The sequence below is a fragment of the Kitasatospora sp. NPDC001309 genome (assembly GCF_042896295.1).
Classification (GTDB): Bacteria; Actinomycetota; Actinomycetes; order Streptomycetales; family Streptomycetaceae; genus Kitasatospora.
Window position 1 is genome coordinate 65834 of record NZ_JBIAXC010000014.1, and the last position, 18172, is coordinate 84005.

Genomic DNA, 18172 nt, shown 5'->3' on the forward strand with positions numbered 1-18172 from the left:
TTGCCCCGGACCAGACCGGACCGGACCGGACCCGCGCGGGGTCAGAGCCCCGGCATCGGCCGGACCGGGTGCTTGCTCATGATCGACACCCGGTTGAAGGAGTTGATCGTGATCGCCACCCAGATCGCCGCCGAGAGCTCCTCTTCGGTGAACACCTCCCGCGCCAGGCCGTACGCGGCCGCCTGGAGGGCCGCGTCCGCCGGGTTCGTGGTCGCCTCCGCCAACGCCAGCGCCGCGCGCTCCCGGGCGGTGAACAGCTCGGTGTCCCGCCAGGCCGGGAGCACGCCCAGGCGCTGGGTGGTCTCGCCCTCGCGCAGGGCGGCCCGGGTGTGCACGTGCAGGCAGTAGGCGCAGCCGTTGATCTGGGAGACCCGCAGGTTGACCAGTTCCACCAGCCGCCGGTCCAGCCCGGCCTCGGCCGCGACCTCCTTGGCCGCCTCGGCGGCGGCGAGCAGCGCCTTGTACGCCTTGGGGCTCTGCTTGTCGATGAACACCCGCCGCTCCGCCGGAACCACCGTCATGTCAGCACTCACCTGGACTCCTCGACTCCCACTGCGATCATTGGCCCGCTGCCGTTCGACACTCTGCCATGCCATAATAGTTGAATCTAGAACTATCCAGTAGTCGACGTCGCCCGGAGGCACCGCCGGTCGACACCGTCCAGGGAGGGACCACCGCCGTGAGCACCGCCGAGACCGAGCCGCACCCCGCCGTGCCGCACGACCAGCAGGACCAGCAGGACCCGTACGTCGAGGTGCTGTCCCCCCGGGACGTCCCGCTCGGCGGACCGCGCGCGATGACCGTCCGCCGCACCCTGCCGCACCCCTCCCGCCGGCTGATCGGCGCCTGGTGCTTCGTCGACCACTACGGACCGGACGACGTCGCCGACACCGGCGGCATGGACGTCGCCCCGCACCCCCACACCGGCCTGCAGACCGTCAGCTGGCTCTTCACCGGCGAGATCGAGCACCGGGACAGCCTCGGCGTCCACGCCTTCGTCCGCCCGGGCGAGCTCAACCTGATGACCTCCGGCCACGGCATCTGCCACTCCGAGGTCTCCACCCCCGCGACCACCGTGCTGCACGGCGTCCAGCTCTGGGTCGTGCTGCCCGACGAACACCGCGACACGGCACGGGACTTCCACCACCACGTCCCCGAACCCGTCACCCTGGACGGCGCCGAGGTCCGCGTCTTCCTCGGCACCCTGGCCGGGCGCACCGCCCCCGTCCCCACCTTCACCCCGCTGCTCGGCGCCGAACTCACCCTCGCCCCGCACGCCACCGTCACCCTGGCCGTCGACCCGGCCTTCGAGCACGGCGTCCTCGTCGACCACGGCGAGGTCCACCTCGCCACCACCGCCCTCCACCCGGGCGACCTCGGCTACCTCGCCCCCGGCGCCACCACCCTGACGCTCACCAACACCGCCGACGCCCCGGCCCGCCTCGTCCTCATCGGCGGCGAGCCCTTCGAGGAGGAGATCGTCATGTGGTGGAACTTCATCGGCCGCTCTCACGAAGACATCGCCCGAGCCCGCGAGGAGTGGATGAGCTCCGCGGACCCTGCCCGCTTTGGCGAGGTCCACGGCTACCCGGGCGACCGCCTGCCCGCCCCGGAGCTCCCGGGAACCCCCCTCAAGCCCCGGGGACGCACCCGCTGACCTGCGCGTTAGGCAATCGGGGGTGCGGCGAACAAGTCCACCGCACCCCCGCGCCGGAGTCCCCTGCGCTCACCTTGAAGCGCTCCTGTCGACACTCGGCTCGGCACTCGACGCGTGACACCGTTCGACCATCCGCGACAGGGCCTGACAGGACCAATGCTGACTCAATGCTGAGTTTGCTGACTGTTCATCAGAAGCGACCGGGGCAGTCACAGCGCCCGGGACGTCATCGTCGGGTTCCGCCGCGAGAACCGGCGGACGCCCTGCCACGGCCCCCTCGCCAGTTGCCGAAGGACGGTCACCACCGCAGCGGCGCGGGCCGGAGAAGACGGCCACCGTCACGTCCGCTTGGTCACTGACGATCTTGCTTCAAGCCAGTTATTAGACCCGGTCTCTGCGGGACATTCCCACCCCCCCCTCTACCGCCAAGAGCCCGCCGACCCACCCCGACCCGGCACTAGGGTGACCTCATGGCGGACGCCCCGACGACAGCAGCACCCTCCGTCGAGGCGCTGGACACCCTCGTCGAGCGTGCCTGCGAACCGCCGACCGGCAGGTCTCGGGCGAAGCAACTGCGCTGGGTCGCCGGCGAACTGCGCACCGCCCTGGAGCGCGGAGCGATCGCGCCCATGGCCACCGGCTCACTCGCCCTGCTCCTCGCGCCGGAAACCCTCGCCGACTACCTCACAGCCGCCGAGCATGGCCTGCTGCGGCGCAAGCCCGCCGCACGACCGGGCCAAGCCTCACCCGCGTCCATGCGCGTCCGCGAGGACTGCCTCCGCATCCTCGGCGCCCTGGCCGGCATCACCGTCATACTCCCGGACCGCAACCCGCCGCCGGTCGAGCTCCGGCCCGTGGTCACCGCCCGCCCGCGCAGCATCCTGCTCGGCCACCTGGAACACTCGGCCCGCACCGGCCAATCGGAGTCCCGCAGCCGGATCCTCGCGATCATCGGCACCGTGCTGGACACCGGCTGCCGCGCCGGCGAACTCTGCGCCCTGCGCACGGTCGACGTCGACCTGCACCGCGGCACGATCCGCCTCACCCGCCTCCCCCAGCACCGCAACCCGCGCACCACGCCCGCCACCGAGACCGTCGCGCTGTCCAGCCCCACCCGGACCGCGATGCGCCACTGGCTCACCGTCCGCAGCCACCTCGTCGCACGCGACACCACCCAACCCCTCGGCCCGGGCAACGAGACCACCGACGCCCTGTGGGTGAGCATCGCCCCCAGCGGCCACCCCCGCCCCGGCCTGCCCCTGCACTTCCGCGGCCTGGCCCGCGCCTACGCCCGCGCGATCCACGACCTCAACACCGAGATGGCCGCGGAACCCGGCTGGCACCCGCTGCCCCAACGCATGGAACAGCTGCGCCGCGCCATCGAAGTCGAACCGGCCGGCCCCGAGGGACTGACCCGCACCGCCTCCCCGGCCGACCCTGCGACCTGCACCGAGGGCGACGTCTGCCGCATCATCACCGCCGGCTGAGCCCACCGCGCCGACCGTGACGGAACATCGGATCGATCCGGCGTGGACGGGCCTGGCAGGCCAGCTGGAGGAGGTGGTGCTCCGGGTGAGGGCCTGGGCCGCTCGCGCGGCGGCTTCACCGCCAAGGTCCACCTGAGCGCGGATGGCCGTTGCCGCCCGCTGTCGCTGCTGGTCACACCCGGACAGCGGGCGGACTGCACCCAGTTCGAGCCGGTCATGGAGAAGATCCGCGTGGGTGCCGGCGCGGTCGCCGGTGCCCGGCAGGTCCTTGGCGAGCCGGCCTGGGAGTGCGCTCACCGGGCATCGACCGGGTGAGGACGCCGAGTGTGAGCAGAGCGAGCGCCGGCAGCACGGCGACGATGATTCCCATCGGCAAGGCGTCGGTGGCGCCACCCGCGCCGGCCAGCGGAGCAAGTGCCCCGCCGAACATGAACTGGCTGAAGCCGAGCAGAGCGGCGGCCGACCCGGCGTGTCCGCCGTGGTCGGCCAGGGCCTGGGCCGCGGCGTTCGGCATGACCAGGCCCACGCTGGAGACCAGGACGAACAGGCCGATCAGGAGCACGGGCAGGGGTGCCCGTGTCAGCACCGCGCCCAGGACCGTGGTGCCACCGGCTGTCGCGCCCAGCAGACCGGCGAGCAGCAGCACGCGGGCGCCGGCCCGGGCCACCAGCCGGCCGCTGATCCGGGCGGCCGCAATGAGTCCGGCGGCGTTGACGGCGAACACGGCGCTGTACTGCTGCGGTGACAGGCCGTGGATTTCCTGCAGGACGAACGGCGAGCCGGAGATGTAGGCGAACATCGCCGCGAAGACCAGGCCGTTGGCCAGGACGTACCCGGTGAAGACCCGGTCGCTGAGCAGTTGCCCGACGACAGCCGGCAGCGGCTGGCGTGACGCGGAGGGGCGGGTCTGCGGCAGTCCTGCGGCGGAGGCCGCCAGCATCACGGCGCCGAGTACGGCCAGGGCCACGAAGATTCCGGGCCAGGCCGTGACGCGCAGTAGCTGGCCGCCGAGGACCGGCGCGAACACGGGCGCCAGGCCGGTGATCAAGGTCAGTGCGGAGAAGAGACGTGCGGTGCGGGTTCCGGAGGTGCGGTCGCGGACCATGGCGTTGGCGATGACGATGCCGAACCCCCCGCCGATGCCCTGGACCAGGCGCAGGCCGACGAAGGTCGGGACGTCGGGTGCCACCGCGCAGAACGCGCTGGCGATCGTGTAGAGGGCGAGGCCCGCCAGCAACGGACGCCGCCGGCCGTAGGTGTCGCTCAGCGGCCCGGCGATCAGCTGCCCGATGGCCAGCCCGGCCAGACAGGCGGTGATGGTGAGCTGGGTGGCCGCGGCGCCGGCGCGCAGGTCGCCGGCGAGTTCCGGCAGTCCGGGCAGGTAGCCGTCGATGGACAGTGGTCCCAGGGCCGCGAGCGCTGCGAGCAGGACGATGAATCGGGTGTGCGGGCCGGCGGCGTCGTTGCTCATGGCTCAGTACGCCACGGTGATGCGGCGGCGGATCGCGGTGCCGCTCTCGATCGTGTCGGCCAAGGCGATCGCGTAGTCGGCGTACGAGATGCGGCTGTTGCCGTCGTCGTCGGTGAGCAGGGTGTCCCCGGCGCTGCGGTAGGCCCCGGTCCGCTCGCCCGCTGCGATGACCGCGGCGGGCGACACGTACGTCCAGTCGAGGTCGTGCACGCCGCGGTAGAGGTCGAGCGCTTCGGACTGGGCCTCGGCGTTGGCCTTCCACAGCGCGGGGAAGTCCGGGTCGTCCATGACCCGGGCGCCGGTCGGCGTGCGCAGGCTACCGGCACCACCGATGGTGACCAGGCGGGTGACGCCGGCTCGGCGAAGTCCGTCGATCAGCGCACGGGCGGCTCCGACGATCGTGGCGCGGTCGTTCTCCTGGCCGATCCGGGGGCCGACGGCCGACAGTACGGCGTCGTGGGAGGCGGCGAGGCCGGCGACCGCGGCGGCGTCCGTGACGTCACCGGTGGTCACGGTCAGGGCCTCGTGCTCGAGTCCGTCGACGTGGCCGGCTCGAGTGACCGCGGTGACGGTGTGGCCGCGACGCAGGAGTTCCTCGGTGGTGGGCCGGCCGATGTTGCCGCCGGCACCGAACAGGACGATCTTCATGTGTTGCTCCTTGTTTCCGATGGTCACAGGACGGGCCGGCCGTCGGCGATGACGGCCGCGGTGATGCCGCGCTCGGCGGCGGCGTGCCGGAAGCGCTGCTCGATGTCGGGTTGTTCGGTGTAGAACGGCGGGTTGTGGAACAGGCCGTAGTGCATGGCGCAGACGGTGTCGGCGCCGAGTGCGACGGCGGCCTCGACGCCCTGCTCGGGGGTCATGGTCGCCGGGACGTTGGCCGCGTAGCCCTCGAAGTGGGCGATGACGCCGTTGACCGGGACGAACGCGACGTCGAACGGGCCGTGGTCGCGGGCGATCTGCCACCAGCTGCCGTGCCACTGGGTGTCACCGCAGTGGATGATCCGCCGACCGGCGCCTTCGACGACCCAGGCGACCTGGTCGCAGTCGTTGCCGCGCCAGTCCAGCGAGGTCACCGGGGTGACGGTCAGCTCTCCAATGCGGCGTGACCGGCCCAGGTCCTGGGCAACGGGGGTGATGCCCGCCTCGTGCAGCGCCGCCGCGCTCGGGGTGTGGCAGCCGATCGTGCCGGTGGCCGCGATCCGGGCGATCAGGTCGTGGTCGTAGTGGTCGGGGTGCAGGTGGGTGATGAGGGCGTGGGTGCCGGGCGGGGTGTCGACCGGGTCGACCGGCCGGTGCGGCGGCCCCATCACCGGCGCCAGCGGAGCGACGTTCTCGAGCGGGTCGATCAGCAGGCGGGTGTCGCCGAGACGGATCTCGACGCCGGCCCAGGCCAGCCGACGCACGGAAAGAGTGGTGGTCATGGGCAGCGACGCTAGACCTCCGTTGTTGAGAAAGTCAACAAGAGAGTTCTGAATCTCAACGCCACAAGGTAGGGTGGTGGCATGCGCACCTACGGGCAGTACTGCGGCATCGCGAAAGCACTGGACACCATCGGCGACCGGTGGACCCTGCTGATCGTCCGTGAACTGCTCGCCCTGGGTCCGTGCCGGCACACCGACCTGCGCAACGGCCTGCCCGGGATCGCCAGTAATCTGCTGGTCGACCGGCTCCGCGAACTGGAGGAAGCCGGCCTGATCCACCGCAAGGCCGCCCCGCCGCCGGTGGCCACCACCCTGTTCTCCCTCACCGAGCGTGGCCGCGCGCTGGAGCCGGTGCTGCAGGAGCTGAGCCGGTGGGGCGTGCCGCTGCTGCGTGAGCCGGGCGGCAGCGACACCTTCCGCACCCACTGGCTGGACATGCCCGCCCGGGCACTGACCGACCACCGCCCCGACCAGCCGGCAATCGCCCTGCAACTGCACGCCGACGGCAACGAAGACCTGGTCATCGAAGTCAAGGACGGCTCGGTGCACACCCACGCCGGCCGGGTCGACCACCCCACCGCGTCCCTGACCGGACCGCCGCACCTGCTGGCCGCGACCCTGCTCGGCGACCTCGACCTGAGCACCGCACTACAGCAAGGCCTGCGGCTCAGCGGCGAACGCGAGGCAGTACTGCGCATCCTGCCCCGCTGATCCGGGTGTGAGTAGTTGCCGTACAGAAGTGCCGCTGAGATTGATCTTGCTCGTGCTGGGCTACTTCGCGGGGGCCTCGAGCTGGCGGGGGCCGGCGCCCGCGCGCAGTTCACGTCCGCCGACGCGGCCCCGGGCGCGGGCTGCGGCCAGGCCCTCGTTGGTGCCGATGACGATGAGTTCGCGGATGAACTCCGCGAGGGCGGCGAAGGCGTGGAAGACGAGCCGACCGCCGGGGGTGGTGGTGTCCAGGTTCGTACGGGTGCGACCGACCGCCGACCGCCTCGGTCGTCCGGGCGGCGTGTCGAACATGTTCTGCACCCGCTTGCGGCTGAAGACGGCGAGGAGCAGGGCCAGGGTGTAGACGACGAGGGTGTGGATGCGGTCGCGGACGTCTATGACGTCGATGACCTCCTGCATCATCGCTTCGCCCCGGGCGAGGCGGCGGGCGGCGGTGGTGACCGCGAACTCGTGCTCAGCGAGGACGGCCGACGACACCGTCCTGATTCCGGCTGCCGCCGGGGGTGTCGGCTCGCTCGCCGTCCAACTCGCCAAGCACGTGGGCGCGACGGTCGTCGCCATGGCCTCCAGCGAGGAGAAGCGCAGCACCGCCCGCCAGTTGGGCGCGGACGCCGTCGTCGACTCCCTGACCCGGAACGTTCGGGACGAACCCTCCTTCACCGAGCAGCACCCGCATGCCGGCTTCACGCAACCGTAGCGACGCTCCGGGGGAACTGCGGGTGCCCGGTGAGCGCCGTGTTCGTGCACGGCATCACCGTCAGCGGGATGCCCTTGCCGATCGCCTCGGCCGCGTAGCCGATGACCCAGGAGGTCGTGATGCCGAGCGCGAGGCTGTTGATGCTGTTCATCGTTCCGGGAGCGAACAGAACGGCGTCGGCGGCCGGCCCCGCCCAGGAAGCGCCGTCGCCGGCGCCCGGCCCTCCACCTCCGCCTCCGCCCGCACCCGTTGGACTCGGGTACTGCCGAACGCCCGGCCAGGGGCCGCCGGTGTGAACCGGCGGTGTGTCAGCCCGGTGGGCGACCGCGACCCCGCCCGTGTGATCGACAGTGACGGAAGGCGATCCCTCGCCGAGAGACCCTCTTCCGTCTTCTGGAGTTGATCGTGATGTTCCCACTGTCGGAGGTCGCCGACCGGCTGAGCTCAACGCGCGGGCACCATGCCGGTTCGCCCGGGCGTCGGAGCCGGGTGGCGGCCATGGCGGCCGCCGTGTTCTGCGCCGCGGCCGTCGCCCCGCTGGCGCTGCCCGCGCCCGCCCACGCACAGGGCACCTGCACGGTGTCCGGCCCCACCACCACCTGTACGTTCGCCTCCACCGGCGCCGAGCAGACGTTCTCCGTGCCCGGCGGTGTCACGCAGGTCGACGTCACGGCGATCGGCGGGGCCGGCGGCGTGGAGGACAACGGCGTCGGCGGCGGCCGGGGCGCCCAGGTGTCCGGCACCCTCACCGGGCTCTCCGGTGGACAGACCCTCTACGTCGAAGTCGGCGCCACCGCCACCGGCGGCGCCCAGTGCGCCGGTAGCGCGCAGTGCACCGGCGGGTTCAACGGCGGTGGCAGCACCCACTTCGGCGGAGGCGGCGGCGGCGCCTCCGACGTCCGCACCCAGCCCGGCACCACGCCCCTCACCACCACCGACTCCCGCCTCATCGTGGCCGCGGGCGGCGGCGGAGCCGGCTGGGCCGGCCAGTGCACCGGAAGCGCAGGCGGAGACGCCGGCCAGCCGGGCACGAACGCGACCTGCAACGGAGGAAACGGCGGCGGGGCGGGGACGTCCACCCAGGGCGGGGTCGGCGGCACCGGCGGGGGCGGGGTGTTCGGCGGTGGGACTGGCACCCTCGGTACCGGCGGCACCGGAGGCGGCCCGGGCGCCTCCCTGACCGGCGGTGCCGGCGGGGGCGGCTACTACGGCGGAGGCGGCGGCGGCAACATCAACCCCTTCATCAGTCCGAGCGGCGGCGGGGGTGGCGGCGGCGGAGGCTCGTCGCTCGTCCCCGCCGGCGGCACCGGCCCCACCGCCACCAGCGCCGCCCCGGGCATCACCATCAGCTACACCACCCCGGGCAAGCCCGTGAAGACGACCCTGACCGCGATGCCCTCCCGCACCCGGGTCGGTGCTCCGGTCGTGCTCAGTGACATCGTCTGCCCGGCCAGTACGAGCGCCACGACCAGGCCGACCGGCACGGTCACGTTCACCGACACCACCACCGGCACGACCCTCGGCACCGGACGCCTGTTCCTCTCCCTCGGCACCTGCGCGGCGGCCGGGACCGTCACCGCCTTCCACACCGCCGGCACCCACACCATCACCGCCGTCTACAGCGGGGACACCGTCTACCAGGGCAACAGCGCCAGCCCCGAGACCACCACGGTGACGGTGACAGCCTGAGAACGCCGCAGAAGCGCGGGCCCTGCCGTGAGGCGGGGCCCGCGCCACGCTATGGCGCCCAGGTGACAACGATCCGAACAGTCCCAGGCGCCGACCGAACCGGGCTTGAGTTCCGCCGACGCCCAGGCCACGCGCTGGTCCGGCCTCGGCTGCCCCATCCGCCGGGACAGCGACGGCCGACTCCGCGCCAGCGCCGGTTGGCTGCTGGACTTCGTCGGCTGCCGCCCCGGCCACACGATCACCGAAGGCGTGCGCTGCTCGGAACGCCGAACCCCCACAGTCACCGCTCACGGCAATGCGACAGCTACCAACCGCCCCGCACCGCGACGGCCCGCGGGCCGTCCGCGCCGTTGTAGAGCCACCAGGTCGTGCGCCCGTCCGGCAACGGCGCCGGCTCGCTGCCGTCCGCCAACACCGCCGCCGGGAAACCCTGATGGCGTCCGCTCTCGTCGAACCATGGCATGCCGTGTCCCTCGCGTCCCTGGAGTACAGCACCGGAGTTCTCAGCTCATCACGCACTGTCAAGACTTCGCGACAACCAGTGCGATCCGCAGCTCAAGGAGGCGCGCATCAGCCTCCGCACGCCGGATTGAGACTGCTCAGGCAGCTCGGTGAGCCGCTCGATCCGCTCGCGGGTCTTGAGGGTCCGCACGAGGGCACTCCGCGGCTCGGGTCCGGTCAGTTCGGCAGGTCGGCGGAGAGGAAGGGATCGAGGAGCGCGTACAGGTCGTCGGGGCGGTCGAGGGGGATGATGTGGCCGCAGTCCCGGAGCAGGTGGCCGACCAAGTCGTCGGCGATGGGGCGGAGTTGGCGTTCGAGCCCGGTGCCGACGGGGTGCGAGCCGACGGCCATGGTGGGCATGGTCAGCCGAGCCGTCGCGGCGGCGTCCCGGATCTGCTGCGCGCTGGTGGGCAGGGCCCGGTAGTAGGAGAACGCGCAGCGGAGGGCCTCGCTGCCGGTGTAGGCACGGACGAACGACGCACGGATGTCGTCGGGCACTCCTCGCCCGAGCGTCCCCACGTCGAGGAACCAGTCGACGTACGGCGCCTCGTTCCCGGCCAGGACGGTTTCGGCGAGGCCGGGGACGGCGTGGAAGCCGAACCACCACGGGGCACCGCCCGTGACGGCGTGTTCGGCTCCGGGCAGGGTGCCGAGCAGTGCCTCCATCGCGACCAGGCGCCGGACGAGGTCGGGCCGGCGCAGCGCGAGCAGGACGGCGGGGGCGGTCCCCGCGTCGATGGCGACCACCGCCGCCGAGGGCTCGCCGAGTGCGTCGAGCAGCCCCTCGGCGTCGGCGGCCAGGGCGCCGGCGTCGTAACCCCCGACGGCGCGTTCGCTGGCGCCGAGGCCCCGCAGGTCCGGGGCGATGACCCGGTAGCGGCCGGCCAGTCGGTCCATGGTGCCGCTCCAGAGTCGCCAGGTGTGCGGGAAGCCGTGCAGCAGGAGGACCGCGGGCCCGTCCCCGGCGATCGCGACGTTGAGGTGGACGCCGTTCGTCGCGATGCGGTGCAGTCGGTGTGCGGTGGGGACGGGCATGACGGCTCCTCAGGACGGTTACCATTGGTTACCACGGAACGATAGGTAACCGTCAGGCCGCTTCCTAGACGGCACTTTCAGGGAAGGTGGTGAGCCACGGGTGACCACCCGAGGAGCCCGGGCCGTCGGTCGCGGGGCACGCGGCGACCTGTTCGATCCCCTCTGCCCGACGCGGCAGTTGCTGGACCGCATCGGCACGAAGTGGACGTCCATGACCGTCAAGACGCTCGCCGACGCCGCACCGGACGAGGTGCGCTTCGCGGAGTTGAGACGCCGGATGCCCGGCGTCTCGCAGAAGATGCTGTCCGTGACACTGCGGAGCCTGACCCGCGACGGGCTGGTGTCGCGCCGGGTCGAACCGACCGTGCCGCCGCGGGTGTTCTACCGGCTCACCGGACTCGGGCTGTCCCTGGAGGCCGTGCTCGCGGGCCTGCGGACCTGGGCGGAGGAGCACATGGCCGAGATCGACCGCGCCAACGAAGCCGTCGACCCGGACGTCGACGAGGGATAGTCGACGGGCGTGATCACACCGCGCGACGAGGGGGTGCGGTGGCCTGGGCCACCACACCCCCTCACCCGACCGGGCGCTGCTACGTTCCGGCGCAGTTGGTGAACGTGGGCCTGGTCCGTGCGCTGTAGATGCTCGCGCCGCCGTTGGTGTCGTACTTGAGGGGCACGGTGATGGTGTCGTCGGCGGTCCAGGGGAAGCCCTGGGCGTCGAACGTGAAGGTTCCGGTGGCCTTCGTGGCCAGCTCGGACAGCGTGACCCAGCCGTACTGGCGCGGGGGCACGCTCACGGTCAGCTTGCTGCCCAGCTCCTGCTTGAGGTCCAGCGTGGTCGATCCGTTGATCTCACCGGTGATCGTCAGCTCGACGTTGGCCAGGCCGATGTTGCCGCCGACTTTCAGGCTTCCGCCGAGCTTGAAGCCGATGGTGTTGGTCCACCCCGTGGTGGTGCTCAGCGAGAACTCCCACGGGATCGTGGTCGAGGTGTCGTTGAACCAGATCGGGGAGACGCAGGCCTCCGGCAGCGTGAACGGCGGTGTCTGGCTGGTCGTGGACCACGAGCAGGTCGCCGTGTCCTTGTTGCACCGGGCGGCCGCGTAGTCCACGGCCATGTTCCACGCCGTCTGGTAGACCGCGTCGGGCAGCGTCCACTGCTGGTACGGCGTGTTGTCGCAGCGGTAGGTGTACGCCCAGTTGTCGTAGGCGGGGGGTATCTGAACGGTCAGGCAGGAGTTGTCGCCGACCTGGCGGATCCTGAACGCCTTCTGCGCCGATCCGGCGATCGGCTGGAAGTACCACTGCTCCGACGCCCGGCCGTCGCAGGGCTGTTGCCGCAGCTGGTAGCGGGCGGTGGTCAGGTCCACGCACTTGCCGGTGGTGGTGTTGACGACGGCGAAGCCCGAGCCGAGGCTCGTGTTCGTGTTGATGCGCCACGTCGTGGCGGACCCCGGCGCCGGGTTGACGGAGACGGCCGCGTTGTCGTCGTAGCTGCCGTCCTGGATGTCCAGCAGCTTCCCGTTGCTGACGTTGGCGAAGGTCAGCTGGACCAGCGCCGTGACCGACGTGCCACTCTCCTCACGCGCGGCGGCGGGGGACGCCATGAGTCCCACTGCCGCGCACAGCACCGCCGCGACGACGGTGGCTTTCCTCCATAAGGTCCGTCTCTGCCTTGGTCGTTCGGTTGTCACCGGCGTGATCCTTTCGTAGCGCATCTATCAGGGTCCTTACGGCCTGTACCCCGGAGAATTGACCTTGTTCGAAAGGTTTCCCTTGCCTCCGAGTTCGGCGATGAGAGACGCTTCCTCCTTCTCGCGGGCTGCCTTGCCACCCGGCACGTGGACGAGCAGGACGTCGTCTCCCTTCTCCGTCCTGCCGTTCCTGGCGTGCTCCTTCAGTCGGCGGTCGAAGTCGTTGGTCTGCCCCACGTACGTGCGCCCTTGCGCGTCCGCCCTGTCCTTGAACGCGTAAACGCCCTCTTGCGGCAGGCCGCAACTGTTGTTGTGCACCAGGACGGGGGTGGGCCCTGCCAGTACGTAGTAGGTGTGGACGTGGCCGATGGTGAGGTTGTAGACGGTCTGGCCGTCCACGTCACCGCGATCGTGCACGCTGGTGACGGTCGCGACGTCGACGCCGCCTCCGCTTCGGATGCGGTCGCCGAGCCGCAGGTCCCCCGCGTCGGTCCAGCCCGGGCCGTCCACCCAGAACGGGTGGTTGGCGGTCGCGGTGATCGTGTTCCCAGGGGTCCGGGCATCGAGACCGATGTCGATGAGGTGCTTCGTGCCGTGGCCGACGATGACGTCCGTGACGGGCTCGTCCAGGGTCGCGCCGGTGGCGGGGTCCGTGGCCTGGACCCGGTCGCCGACCTGAACGACGCTGATGGGTTTGGTCGAGCCGTCGGCCATCACCACAGGGGTCTCCACGGAGAAGGAGTTGCACTTCTCCGCAGCTTGCACGGCTCTACCGACCGTCGAGGCTTCCTTTCCGGCGGTTCTGGCGAGAGTGCTGGCGAGCTTGCCACCGGGGATGGCACCGAGCGCGTCCATGGCGGCTTCTTTGTAGTGCCCTTGCGCCAGCTGCCCGGCTGCGGCTGCGCCGGAGGCGACAGTTCCAATCGGGCCCGGCACGTAGGCCACGACTTCTGCCGCTTTGGTGGCGGTGGAGACGACGGACTTCCAGCCGAAGGTACCGGCGAGGTCCAAGCCGTTGACCGGGTCCGCGTTGACGTAGTCGTAGTCGTTGGCCGATCCGCCCGCGACGGGGTCGACCTGGAGGAAGCGGCCGAGTACCGGCAGGTAGAGGCGGGCGCCCATCTCGATGGCCTGATGGCCAGCCAGGTGTTCCACCGGCCGTTCGTGCTGGCCCAGCCACCCGAAGTCCATCCCGCCGGCGACGGTGACGGGGATCGGGACGTCGGTGAAGGAGCCGGTGGCGGGGTCGATGGTCTGGCCGTAGGGGTCGTAGAGGCGGATGCCACCCGTGAGGGTGGCGGCCCCGTCCGCAGTGAACAGCACATCCCCGTGAATGTTGGGGTAGGACCAGTTGGTGGTGGCGGTCTGGTCGTAGTTCTTGGTCAGCAGCACGCCGCCGGGCAGTGCCACGATCCGCTGGAGCAGTCCGCCGTCCTTGCTGAGGATGAGGTCGGCGTCGTCGTGCTTGGAACTGTAGGAGTAGCGGGTGGTCCCGTTCTTCGACACGTCCGTGGCACCGGTGACCGTGCGGGCGGTCAGCCTGTCGGCCGGGTCCCGGGTGTACGAGATCGCTGTCCCGGAGGCGGTCGTGGTCTGGACGTGCCGTTTGGTGACGTCGTACCCCAGGGTGTCGCCCCCGGCCTTGACCGTGTCGCCGAGGTCGTCGTAGCCGAACGACAGCGCGGTGCCACCACTGGTGGACGTCAGCCGGTCGGCACCGTCGTAGCAATAGCCGGTGGCGACCGCCGGGGCACCGTTGAGACTGTCCGTGGACGTGGTGCGGTTGGTGTTCAGCCCGGCGGCCTTCGCTGTCCCGCAACCGTCGGTCGGGTCGAACCGGTAGGTGAGCTGGTGGTGCGGGACGCTCGCCGCGACGAGCCGGCCCACCGTGTCATAGGTGTAGGCGTACGTCGCGACGGACTTCCCGTCCGCGGTCACCACGTCGTCGGTGACCCGGTTGTCGCGGGACCGGGTCACCGTGTCGACGACCGTGGACGCGGAGGTCCTCCACGCCAACGCCGTTGCCTTGCCCGCGCTGTTGCGTACCAGCGAGTCCAGGCGGGATCCGTTGCCGTAGGCGACACCGACCAGTTCGGTGGCCGCATCGTAGGCGGGCGTGGCGACGGTGGTCCCGTCCAGCTTGACGCTGGTCAACTGGTTGGCGTCGTTCCAGGCGTACGTCACGGTGCTGGACACGCCCTTGACTGTGGTCGTGTCCGTGATCAGGCGCCCGACCTGGTCGTACGTGGAGGTCGAGGTGACGCCGTTGGCGTCGCTGTAGCGGACCTCCTGGCCGATCAGGTCGATCCCGGTGGTGATCGACCCGTTCTCGTCGGTCAGCTTCGAGATCAGCGGATCACCGTCGACCGCCCAGTCCGTGACGACCGTACGACCCGGCTTGCCCCCCTGCGCGGGAACGCTCTTCTTGACCACTCGTCCACGTACGTCGTAGCTGTTACAGGCCCACGGCTCGCCGTTGACGCGCTGGGCCACCACGCGGCCCGCCTCGTCGTACACCGTCTCACCCGTGAGCGCCGCCCCGCTGTCCGGTTTGGCCGCAGTGGCGGTCTTCGCCATGCCGGCCTGGTTGGCGGCAGGAGCGCTCGGATCGCAGGGATTGGCGCGGGTCTCGGAATCGCCGTAGTAGACGGTCGTGGTGCGCTTGTCGGGGTTGGCAATGTCACCGGCAGGCATGGCCGAGGCCAACCTGCGCAGGTATCCGTCGCCCGGACGCTCGTAGGTGGTACGGGCGGTCAGACCCATTCCGCCGGGATCGGCCGTGGTGGACACGGTGAGCCCGTACGCCGGGTCGATGCCCGCCGCCGGGTCCGAGTAGCTGCTGGCGCTGTGCTTGGACGGTGCCCGCTCCTGGTCGCCGCCGGAGGTGTCGTCGGTGGTGGTGCCCGTCGCCCAGCCGTAGCGGGGGGCGAGGTTCGTCCCGGGTACCGGGACCGGGGTACCGGTGCCGGGCGGGGTCCAGGTGAAGGCCAGGGCCCCGGTCGTGCCGGAGCGGTTGTAGTAGTCGACGCGGACGCGGTGCCGGCTGCCGGCCGTGGTGTTGGCGTACGTGCCGGTGACTGCGGTGGCGGGCTTGTCGCTCCAGCTGTCGACGGTCAGGACGTCGTCGACCCAGAGGCGGACGCCGTCGACGGCGGTGAACCCGAGGCCGTACTGCCCGGCTGCCGGGAACTGCACCTCGCCGGTGAAGCGTCCGGACCAGCCGCCGGTGTTCGCCACCGGCGGGCTCGGTCCCCACGACCGTGACAGTGCCCCGTCGGCGGCGCCGACCCCGGTGGCGAACGCCTGCGGGACGCCCGCCAGTTCCGGGTTGTCGTAGAAGGCGGCCGACAGCCCGGCCAGTCCCTCGTCGTAGGTGGTGTGGGTGTGCGGCATCTTCGCCGCGCAGGCGGGTGTCGGGGTCTGGCCGGTGAAGCAGGACGCCGGTGCGGGCCCGTACTTGTCGACCGGGCGGTCGGCGTGGTCGTAGACCGTCGTGGAGCGGCGGCCGGCGCTGTCGACGGCCGCGGTGGCCTGGTCCTTGGTGTTCCACTCCGCGGCGATGCTCGCCCCGGTGAAGTCGGTGGTGACCAGGGTGCGTCCGGCGTCGTCGTAGGTGACGGTGCGGGAGCGGGTGGAGTCGTACACCCCGGCCAGGGCCACGGTGGCCTGCTTGCGCTCCAGGTAGTACTGGTAGAAGTGCTCGGCGCGCTTGTCGGCGGAGCGGCCGTCCGGGGCCGGTGCCAGCACCTGGACCGCGCGCAGGGCGGGCGGCTCCTGGGGCTGTTCGGTCACGGAGTCGTAGCCGATCACCGTGCAGACGGCGGCGGTGTCACCGGTGTTGGTGCACGCGTTCGCCGCGGACGGGGCCTGGTGCGCCACCCAGTCGTAGGCCAGGGCGTCCCGGATGGTGGCCAGCGGCCCGATGCTGTCCAGGGCCTTCTGCTTCTCCTCCTCGTTGTCCCCGGCCTCGTCGTAGCGCTGCTTGGCCGAGGCCCGGCCCAGGTAGTCGAAGTCCTGCATGACCGCGCCGGGGTTCTCGACCCGGGCCAGGGTGCCCATCTGGTACCAGAGCCTGGTCTCGCTGCCGTCCCAGTACCGGATGCGGCAGAGCATCTGCGGCGGCGCCGGGTCCGAGCCGGGCGGGCGGGGCGTTGCGCCGTAGCAGCCGTCGCCGCCGTCGGTGTTGTAGAAGAGCTGGTGCGAGCGGCCGGAGACCGGGTCCTTGATCTGCGTCAGCCGCGGCGGCGTCCCGCTGTAGAGGTACTGCAGGGCGGCCGGTTTCTTGCCGTCCAGGACCGACTCCACCGCCGCCAGCGTGCCGTCGGGGTTGAACAGCGACACGGTGTCACCCTCGGTGAGGGTGATCCGGCCCGAGGTGTCGAAGGCGAGGACGCCGTCCTCACCGGCCGGCGGCGCGTAGCCGCCCGTGGAGGCCTTGGCCCAGGTGTGCTTGCCGCCGGCTCCGTCGGTGAGCACCACCGAGCCGTCCAGCATCTCGGCACGGCTGTAGCCGCTGGACTGCGCCGACAGCGTCCAACCCGCCGGCAGCGCCTGGGAGTCCGCGGAGAGCAGCCACTCCGTCGGCACGATCCTCGGATCCAGGTTGTGGGTGCGGTGGTCGTCGGTGCCGGTGCTGCTCTTGGCCCACAGCACCATGCGCGGACGGTCGTCGGAGTGGTGGTACAGCTCGACCCGGATCGGCACCGACTGGCCGGCCTTCAACGCGACCTCGCCGGCCTGGCGCGGGCCGGGCAGCAGGAAGTCGTTGCCGGGCTCGGCGGGCCCCGCGTTGTCGTAGACGAGCTTGTCGCCCAGCCAGATCCGGGCGCCGTCGGTGTGGGCGCCGGCGAACCGGAAGTCCCCGGTGACCGGGGCCTTGAACTGGCCCTCCCAGCGCACCACGAACCAGTTCTTGTCCAGGGCGGGCGGCATCGGGTTGTCACGCCACGGCAGGTTGTCCGGGTTGCCGGTCCACGGGATGCCCCAGTCCAGGTTGACCTGTGACTCGCCGCGCACCATCACTGGGATCGCGTCCGGGGCGCCCGCGTGCCGGGAGTCGTTGAAGTACGAGGCGCGGACGCCGTGCGGGGCGCCCTCCCGGGAGTTGTAGGCGAGGTTGACGCCCGCCGATCCGCCGACGGTCTGGAACGCCGGCCCGGCGGCCTCGACGTGCGCGTTGCCGTTGAACAGGTTCACCGTGACCGGGCCCAGGTGGTCGGTCGGTGCCGGCCCCGGGTCGCCGACCCGCTGGTTGACCGTGAAGTGCCCGACCCACTGCGGCGGCGTGGCGGTCGTCCCGCCGGACACCGCGGTCGCCGCCGTCCAGGTGTACCGGCCACCGTCGTGCAGCACGTGCTTGGGGACCGTCCACTGCGGCTGGTCGAGGCACCCGGAGTCCACCACGCTGCCGGATCGGCCGTCGAACCCGGTGGAGACCTTGAAGCAGTAGAGGACGCCGTCACCGGCCGCGGCCACCTGCAGCGCGGGCGTCTCCGTCCCCACCACGGCGCCGTCGACCGGGGACACCGGGCTGGTCTGCGGCGCCTCCTGGGCTGCGGCGCGCTCGCGCCCCCGTTCGTCGGAGCGCGGATCCCCGCTGGCCGCCAAGGGCGCGAAGTCGGCCTTCGGCTCCCGCAGTTCGGCCTGCGGCTGCTGCCCGGCCGCCGACGGGACCGACAGGATCGGCAGATCCCGCGGCACCGCTCTCGATGCCACGGATCCGGATGAGGACGCGGGCGCGGGCGCGGACGCCTGCGCCGGTGGCAGGCCTCCCGCCTGTGCCAACGGA

At 71.6% G+C, this 18172-nt stretch carries 15 protein-coding genes and 1 pseudogene; 6 read left to right on the top strand and 10 right to left on the bottom strand.

Annotated features, from left to right (window positions below):
* Positions 1–41: 41 nt before the first annotated feature.
* Positions 42–521 carry a carboxymuconolactone decarboxylase family protein gene (locus ACFY2K_RS16775; protein WP_380398681.1) on the bottom strand — a complete coding sequence of 160 codons (480 nt, stop codon included), beginning with the start codon at positions 519–521 and terminating at the stop codon, positions 42–44.
* A 158-nt stretch (positions 522–679) separates the two neighbouring features.
* Between ACFY2K_RS16775 and ACFY2K_RS16780 the strand changes: the two genes are divergently transcribed.
* Positions 680–1657 carry a pirin family protein gene (locus tag ACFY2K_RS16780; RefSeq protein WP_387712020.1) on the top strand — a complete coding sequence of 326 codons (978 nt, stop codon included), beginning with the start codon at positions 680–682 and terminating at the stop codon, positions 1655–1657.
* A gap of 470 nt (positions 1658–2127) precedes the next feature.
* Positions 2128–3144 carry a tyrosine-type recombinase/integrase gene (locus tag ACFY2K_RS16785; protein ID WP_387712023.1) on the top strand — a complete coding sequence of 339 codons (1017 nt, stop codon included), beginning with the start codon at positions 2128–2130 and terminating at the stop codon, positions 3142–3144.
* A gap of 214 nt (positions 3145–3358) precedes the next feature.
* On the opposite strand, the gene ACFY2K_RS16790 is transcribed toward ACFY2K_RS16785, so the two are convergent.
* From ACFY2K_RS16790 to ACFY2K_RS16800, 3 genes are read right to left on the bottom strand one after another with little or no spacing between them, the layout of a single operon-like run.
* Entirely contained in the window at positions 3359–4615 is a 1257-nt protein-coding gene (locus ACFY2K_RS16790) for a multidrug effflux MFS transporter (RefSeq protein ID WP_380586327.1), read from the bottom strand.
* Between the two features lie 3 nt (positions 4616–4618).
* A complete protein-coding gene (locus ACFY2K_RS16795) occupies positions 4619–5263 on the bottom strand; it encodes an NAD(P)-dependent oxidoreductase (RefSeq protein ID WP_380524511.1) in 645 nt (214 codons plus the stop codon).
* A 23-nt stretch (positions 5264–5286) separates the two neighbouring features.
* Positions 5287–6039, bottom strand: a complete 753-nt coding sequence (locus tag ACFY2K_RS16800; protein WP_380524509.1) for an MBL fold metallo-hydrolase — start codon at positions 6037–6039, stop codon at positions 5287–5289.
* Positions 6040–6120: 81 nt separating this feature from the next.
* Between ACFY2K_RS16800 and ACFY2K_RS16805 the strand changes: the two genes are divergently transcribed.
* Positions 6121–6750 carry a winged helix-turn-helix transcriptional regulator gene (locus ACFY2K_RS16805; RefSeq protein ID WP_380524508.1) on the top strand — a complete coding sequence of 210 codons (630 nt, stop codon included), beginning with the start codon at positions 6121–6123 and terminating at the stop codon, positions 6748–6750.
* Between the two features lie 60 nt (positions 6751–6810).
* Here ACFY2K_RS16805 and ACFY2K_RS16810 read toward each other — a convergent pair.
* Positions 6811–6999, bottom strand: a pseudogene (locus ACFY2K_RS16810) (recombinase family protein); the annotation flags it as partial.
* 328 nt (positions 7000–7327) lie between these two features.
* Between ACFY2K_RS16810 and ACFY2K_RS16815 the strand changes: the two are divergent.
* On the top strand, positions 7328–7465 hold the full coding sequence (locus ACFY2K_RS16815; RefSeq protein WP_387712028.1) for a hypothetical protein: 138 nt from the start codon (positions 7328–7330) through the stop codon (positions 7463–7465).
* Here the strand turns inward: ACFY2K_RS16815 and ACFY2K_RS16820 are convergent.
* The gene (locus ACFY2K_RS16820) at positions 7452–7616 is read right to left on the bottom strand and encodes a hypothetical protein (protein ID WP_380524506.1); all 165 of its coding nucleotides are present in this window, start codon (positions 7614–7616) and stop codon (positions 7452–7454) included. The genes ACFY2K_RS16815 and ACFY2K_RS16820 overlap by 14 nt on opposite strands.
* Before the next feature lie 347 nt (positions 7617–7963).
* On the opposite strand from ACFY2K_RS16820, the gene ACFY2K_RS16825 reads away from it, so the two are divergent.
* The gene (locus tag ACFY2K_RS16825; RefSeq protein WP_380524505.1) at positions 7964–9154 is read left to right on the top strand and encodes an Ig-like domain repeat protein; all 1191 of its coding nucleotides are present in this window, start codon (positions 7964–7966) and stop codon (positions 9152–9154) included.
* Positions 9155–9458: 304 nt separating this feature from the next.
* Here ACFY2K_RS16825 and ACFY2K_RS16830 read toward each other — a convergent pair whose 3' ends face one another.
* The gene (locus tag ACFY2K_RS16830) at positions 9459–9617 is read right to left on the bottom strand and encodes a hypothetical protein (RefSeq protein WP_380524504.1); all 159 of its coding nucleotides are present in this window, start codon (positions 9615–9617) and stop codon (positions 9459–9461) included.
* A gap of 215 nt (positions 9618–9832) precedes the next feature.
* Complete coding sequence (locus ACFY2K_RS16835) at positions 9833–10690, bottom strand: alpha/beta fold hydrolase (RefSeq protein WP_380640836.1); 858 nt, start codon at positions 10688–10690, stop codon at positions 9833–9835.
* Between the two features lie 100 nt (positions 10691–10790).
* On the opposite strand from ACFY2K_RS16835, the gene ACFY2K_RS16840 reads away from it, so the two are divergent.
* Entirely contained in the window at positions 10791–11201 is a 411-nt protein-coding gene (locus ACFY2K_RS16840; protein WP_380640834.1) for a winged helix-turn-helix transcriptional regulator, read from the top strand.
* Positions 11202–11280: 79 nt separating this feature from the next.
* Here the strand turns inward: ACFY2K_RS16840 and ACFY2K_RS16845 are convergent, their stop codons facing one another.
* Positions 11281–12297, bottom strand: coding sequence for a ricin-type beta-trefoil lectin domain protein (locus tag ACFY2K_RS16845; RefSeq protein WP_380640832.1), 1017 nt, complete (start codon positions 12295–12297; stop codon positions 11281–11283).
* Between the two features lie 123 nt (positions 12298–12420).
* Positions 12421–18099 carry a PA14 domain-containing protein gene (locus tag ACFY2K_RS16850; RefSeq protein ID WP_380640830.1) on the bottom strand — a complete coding sequence of 1893 codons (5679 nt, stop codon included), beginning with the start codon at positions 18097–18099 and terminating at the stop codon, positions 12421–12423.
* Positions 18100–18172: the final 73 nt, after the last annotated feature.

What these genes read in the sequence shown, in the direction of transcription:
- ACFY2K_RS16800 (WP_380524509.1), bottom strand. Translation starts at nt 6,039, where the DNA reads ATGACCACCACTCTTTCCGTGCGTCGGCTGGCCTGGGCCGGCGTCGAG.
- ACFY2K_RS16830 (WP_380524504.1), bottom strand. Translation starts at nt 9,617, where the DNA reads ATGCCATGGTTCGACGAGAGCGGACGCCATCAGGGTTTCCCGGCGGCG.
- ACFY2K_RS16775 (WP_380398681.1), bottom strand. Translation starts at nt 521, where the DNA reads ATGACGGTGGTTCCGGCGGAGCGGCGGGTGTTCATCGACAAGCAGAGC.
- ACFY2K_RS16805 (WP_380524508.1), top strand. Translation starts at nt 6,121, where the DNA reads ATGCGCACCTACGGGCAGTACTGCGGCATCGCGAAAGCACTGGACACC.
- ACFY2K_RS16785 (WP_387712023.1), top strand. Translation starts at nt 2,128, where the DNA reads ATGGCGGACGCCCCGACGACAGCAGCACCCTCCGTCGAGGCGCTGGAC.
- ACFY2K_RS16845 (WP_380640832.1), bottom strand. Translation starts at nt 12,297, where the DNA reads ATGGCGTCCCCCGCCGCCGCGCGTGAGGAGAGTGGCACGTCGGTCACG.
- ACFY2K_RS16835 (WP_380640836.1), bottom strand. Translation starts at nt 10,690, where the DNA reads ATGCCCGTCCCCACCGCACACCGACTGCACCGCATCGCGACGAACGGC.
- ACFY2K_RS16820 (WP_380524506.1), bottom strand. Translation starts at nt 7,616, where the DNA reads ATGAACAGCATCAACAGCCTCGCGCTCGGCATCACGACCTCCTGGGTC.
- ACFY2K_RS16795 (WP_380524511.1), bottom strand. Translation starts at nt 5,263, where the DNA reads ATGAAGATCGTCCTGTTCGGTGCCGGCGGCAACATCGGCCGGCCCACC.
- ACFY2K_RS16790 (WP_380586327.1), bottom strand. Translation starts at nt 4,615, where the DNA reads ATGAGCAACGACGCCGCCGGCCCGCACACCCGATTCATCGTCCTGCTC.
- ACFY2K_RS16815 (WP_387712028.1), top strand. Translation starts at nt 7,328, where the DNA reads ATGGCCTCCAGCGAGGAGAAGCGCAGCACCGCCCGCCAGTTGGGCGCG.
- ACFY2K_RS16825 (WP_380524505.1), top strand. Translation starts at nt 7,964, where the DNA reads ATGGCGGCCGCCGTGTTCTGCGCCGCGGCCGTCGCCCCGCTGGCGCTG.